This is a genomic window from Moorena sp. SIO2C4, assembly GCF_010672485.1.
GTDB lineage: Bacteria > Cyanobacteriota > Cyanobacteriia > Cyanobacteriales > Coleofasciculaceae > Moorena > Moorena producens.
The window spans coordinates 1-5,329 of record NZ_JAAHGN010000501.1 but is presented as its reverse complement, the minus strand read 5'-3'; the positions used below and the strand labels follow the sequence as shown (position 1 = coordinate 5,329).

The window sequence follows — 5,329 nt, the reverse complement described above, 5'->3', positions numbered from 1 at the left end:
TGAGGAATGCTTACCTATACGAAACCACTATCGAAAATTCTAACCTTACTAAGGCTAACTTAGTCATATAGTAGCCTCTGAATCAACCTTGGAAAACTGTGATTTTAGTGGTACTGATCTGAGTTATGCGGATTTATCTGTAATCTATATAGCTACTAGTAAGCTCAGGGATGCCAATTTTAGTTATGCTACCTTATGTGAGGTTTACGTAGGTGATTCTGACCTGAGCAATGCTAACCTCAGTTATGCCCGTATGCTAGGGGTTGATGGCTGGAAAAAAGCTGACCTGAGTAGTATAAATTTTACCAAAGCTATCTATACGTCATACACTGAGTTTCCGACTGGATTTAACCCATCAAAAGCCGGAGCAATCTTTATTTGTGCCGAGGCTGACTTAAGCGGTTTAGACTTGAAAAATGTCAACCTAGGTTATGAAGAACTGTGTGGCGCTAACCTTAGTCATGCTAATTTGAGTGGTGCAAGACTGTATAATACTGACTTGAGAGCCGCCAACCTAAGTTATGCCAATTTAGAAGGTGTTGACTTTCATGATGCTGATTTGAGTGAGGCTAATTTCAGCCATGCTAATCTTAAAAAGGCTAAATTAGCTAAGGCTGACTTAAATGATGCTATTTTCTGTAACACTATTATGCCTAATGGCAGGATTAAAAATAATAATTGTTAGCTAGATCAATCCAGCTCAGTGAGAAGATAATTATTGGTAATGGGTAATGGCTAATTTTGATTACTCCCGTACCATTGGCTTTCCTTATCAAAGCAGTGATTTTCTTTTCCTTAGACCATTCTTTGAGGCGTTGCTTAATAATGGAATGATTTGAATAGTTTTGTGGAATGGGCATCTTGCCCGTTCCTGACGGTGCGACCCGTGGCGAATTTAATTCTTAATGGGTCAAGCGCACCGGATCTTTTTGGGCAGGCAGGATGTCCACCCCACTCATATTCATTGATTGATTCAGCAACGCCACATTTTTAGCCAATCATACCTTAATTCAGCAACGCCAAATTTCTCAATTGCGCAGAATCAACCGTTGCCGATGAACATGCAACAAACGAAACTCCCGCTGCGCCACCTGCTCCAACATATAAATAATGTGCTCTGGTCGCAACATCGTGCCATCATTCAAACAACTCCCCACATACCGCAAAACCACCCCAGACTCCGCAACCTCCTCTTCACCATCTTTGGATTTTTGGGGTTCGATCACCTCGAAGTCAAATAAGCGATCGCATAAATTCACCCACTGCTTCTTCCCCGACTTCGTAAACCGCTCCCACCAAATTTCCTTACTACCTTTGATTGCTTCAATCCAACCCTGCCACTCTTCCCAAGACGCTTCTGATATTACCTCAACTCGAATCAAATACTCAGCTCTCTCCAACAGCTGAGTTCCCGCAGGTTCCTTCAAATCCACTGCTTCAACCCCATACACCGGAATCTCTTTAGGCAACTGAGACACCAGCCTTTCCCTAAACTCCTCAACTGGCATTTTCTCAGTTAACTCAAACTCCACAATCTCCCCACTGCTAGACGCTCCCAAGGGCAACGCATTAGCAATCATAATCCGAGCATTAGCCCGAAACCCCCCACTATATCGAATTGGCAGTGACGCCCGTCTTACTGCTCTCTCAAACAGACTTGCCAAATCCAGATGACCCAACAAGGTCATATCCCCCAACTTCCCAAAGCAAACCCGCAGCCGCTGATCCTTATTAGTATTGGGTTTAAAGTGACCAGCAAATTGCGGAATCTGTGGCGGCTCAATCACTACATTATGACCAAAATCAATCCCACACACACCACAGTGAGAACACCCATCAAAGGAACAATCCGGTACCGTTGCTGCATCTAACGCCCGTTGTAAATCTTCCTTGAGCCAATTCTTATCAATTCCCGTATCAATATGATCCCAAGGCAAGGGAGCATCAAGGGCGTTAAGGGTTGACGGTTGAAGGTTAGCTGGTTGAAGGTTAGCTGGTTGAAGGTTAGAAGGTTGAAGGTTAGAAGGTTGAAGGTTAGAAGGTTGAAGGTTAGAAGGTTGAAGGTTAGTTGGTTGAAGGTTAGTTGGTTGAAGGTTAGCTGGTTGAAGGTTAGTTGGTTGTCGGTTAGTTGGTTGTCGGTTAGTTGGTTGTAGGTTAGCTGGTTGTAGGTTAGCTGGTTGCTCTGAACTTTCAACCTTGGCCTTTTGGCCACGCTTCGCGAACAACCTTCCAACTTGCAACTCTTCTACACCCGCCATCACGTTCCATTCGCCATTTTCTACTTGGCGATATTTCCAGGTCAGACCTGATGAAGCGATCGCATTTTCCCAAGCAGCAAATGCCCGATCCAAGCTTTCCATCCAGGAGTCCATCCCTGCCCCCAATTCCCAAGCACGGCGCACCACCGCACTTAAGCGTCTGTCACCCCGTCCCACGAAATCTTCCATGGCCGAAATCCGAACATCGGTGTAATTAACCTTCACCCCCCTGATCTGACCAAATACTTGTTTGAGTAATTCCTGCTTGCGTTCAAACTCCGAAGTCGATACGGAATGCCACTGGAATGGGGTGTGAGGTTTTGGGGTAAAATTAGAAACAGTTATGTTAAACTTAATGGTTTTTCTGCCTTTAGCACGGCACTCCTGCTGCAACCAACGCACCGTTTCCGCAATCCCCAACACATCCATATCCGTTTCACCGGGCAAACCAATCATAAAATAGAGCTTGACTTTCTCCCAGCCTTGCTCAAATGCCGTCTTTACTCCCCTGAGCAGTTCTTCATTAGTCAGTCCCTTATTAACAATATCCCGCATCCGCTGAGTTCCTGCTTCTGGGGCAAAGGTCAAGCCACTCTGCCGATTGCCCCCTAGGATATTGGCAATATTCTCATCAAAGCGGTCTACCCGCTGACTCGGTAGGGACAAGGAAATATTCTGATCCTTAAGACGATTTTTGATTTCCATCCCCACCGCTGGTAGAGCCAGGTAATCCGAACAACTCAGGGATAGAAGGGAAAACTCGTTATACCCTGTAGCACGCATCCCTTGTTCAATAGCTTCCACCACTTTTTCTGGTTCCACATCCCGCGCTGGTCGAGTCAGCATCCCAGGTTGGCAGAAGCGACAACCCCGAGTACAGCCCCGTCGCACTTCGATCTTGAGTCGGTCATGAACCGTTTGGATATAGGGTACTAGTCCAATAGCATAGGCAGGCATCGGTGTAGCCACACGCCGCAAAATCCGCTTCGGCACATCAGGGCGGTTGGGTTTAACTGAGCCATCCTCAGTCATATCATAGAATTGGGGGACATACACCCCTGGTATCTGAGCCAAATCCAGGAGTAACGCTTCTCGACTTAAGCCAGCTGCTTTGCCTTCTTCGATTACTAAGCCAATCTCTGGCAACAATTCTTCCCCATCGCCAAGATCAACAAAATCTAAGAAATCAGCATAGGGTTCAGGATTCGATGTCGCCGTTTGTCCACCTGCAAAAATTAGGGGTATTTCCGATATATCAAACTGAGCACGGTCTTTCCAGGTCAGGGGAATTCCTCCCAAATCCAACATTTCCAAGATGTTGGTTGCCCCTAATTCATAGCTAAGGCTAAAGCCAATAATATCAAAATCTTTCAGAGGTCGCCGATTCTCGACAGCAAACAGAGGGGTTTGAGTGGAACGTAATTTAGCTGCCAAGTCTGGGGCAGGTAGATAGGCGCGATCGCATAATTGCCTAGGTTGATAATTCAATATATTGTAGAGGATGATATGGCCTAAGTTAGAAGCCCCCACTTCATAGATTTCTGGATAAGTCAATACCCAGCGTACCTCAGCTTCTTCCCAAGGTTTATGGACTGCTCCCAACTCGTTACCTAAGTAACGGGCTGGTCTGTTGATGTCTGGTGTTAATATTTCCTCTACAGTGATTGCCATAGAAACTTTATTACTGCTTTCAATGCAGTTAACCCTGATCCACCTTTGATTTTATCAGTACTCAGGCTAGAGATAAGGGGGTGAAGGTGGATGAAGTGAGGGAGATAATAACCACCATACTTCTTAACTGGTATTTCCCTATCTCCTCCCATCATCATCGCTGTAAGCACTTAATCTTCCCAAGATTTCCTATGATTTTGCTGCACTCAGAGCCATTGAGTTAGCTTCCCAACCTACTCCAACCCCCTAGAGGGCTGTAGCAAAAGCCTCATGGCTGTCAAAAATCTCAAACACCCCATCTAATTTAGTTAGCTCCAGCATAATTCGAATTGAAGGAGCTACGGAGCAAAGACCAAAGCGCCTCTCTAGACTTCTTGCTAGCTTCAGACCATGAATTAAGGCCATTAAGCCAGCACTGTCGAGAGACTCTAACTGATGCATATCAACCAACAAAGCCGAATCCTCAGCAGCCACCACAGCTTCTGTCAACTGACTTTTAAACTCAATTGCATTAGAAGCGTTAATATGACCGGAAGGTTGAATAATTCTTAATTTTGCACTCAGGGTCGCCTGTGTCATGAGTAGACTCCTCACTTGGTCAAATCCAATAAAATTTTATAGAGAATATATTGAAGATAGTATGGAATTTCGCTAATTCCATACCACTTCTGATAGACTTTGCCGAATCTTTACAGATTGCTAATGGTTTTTGAAATCTTCATTAAACTTACCATCAAAATGTATCATATATTACTTTTTTTCAAGTTAAGTAATTTATTTTTCATTTCCGATGGTCTAAGTTGCTAAGAGCATGGCTCAGTTGATGCCTATAAGTAGGGATTAAATTTTAATAATTTTTGTTACGTTAACTAAATAGAGCTGCCCTGACATAGAAATATAATACTTTTTGTTATAGGCTTGAGCCAAATGTTTAGCCTTAGATAAGTATAACGTTAACTAGGGTGTAGAGGCAAGTAGTACTAAGCAGTATGTCCTTATAACTGCCTTAGGTGCGCTTGACCCATTAAGAATTAAATTCGCACCTATTGGTGCGCGCCTCCAAGGGCGAATAAATCGCCCTTGGGTCGCACCTATTGGCTTTGCCAACGCTACGCGAACGGGTCGCACCTAAACTTCAATACCTCTAACCCTTGAAACGGCATAGCTTCTTCCGTTGAGGTTAAGCTTTCTGAGTTAAGTCCAAAAGGCATATAATATATATGTAATATATATGTCAGAGAGTACCAATCCACCTCATCAGTGATTTAGATCACATCCCAATAAGATAAAGATCACTATAGTGGCTAGTAATTTCAGAAGACAATAAAGTTATATGGAATTGTGGGTAAGTAATTGTGAAAACTACATTTGTTATTCGTCAACTAGTAGAAAAAGCCCTA

At 43.9% G+C, this 5,329-nt stretch carries 3 protein-coding genes; 1 reads left to right on the top strand and 2 read right to left on the bottom strand.

Translation table 11 applies throughout. From position 1 onward, the window contains the following. Window positions 1-67 precede the first annotated feature (67 nt). Complete coding sequence (locus tag F6K20_RS22965; protein WP_353736808.1) at window positions 68-685, top strand: pentapeptide repeat-containing protein; 618 nt, start codon at window positions 68-70, stop codon at window positions 683-685. A gap of 343 nt (window positions 686-1,028) precedes the next feature. Here F6K20_RS22965 and F6K20_RS22960 read toward each other — a convergent pair whose 3' ends face one another. After that, window positions 1,029-3,929, bottom strand: a complete 2,901-nt coding sequence (locus F6K20_RS22960; RefSeq protein ID WP_008191239.1) for a TIGR03960 family B12-binding radical SAM protein — start codon at window positions 3,927-3,929, stop codon at window positions 1,029-1,031. Window positions 3,930-4,175: 246 nt separating this feature from the next. Continuing rightward, window positions 4,176-4,508 (bottom strand): STAS domain-containing protein, encoded by a 333-nt coding sequence (locus F6K20_RS22955; RefSeq protein ID WP_008191243.1) that lies wholly within the window; start codon window positions 4,506-4,508, stop codon window positions 4,176-4,178. Window positions 4,509-5,329: the final 821 nt, after the last annotated feature.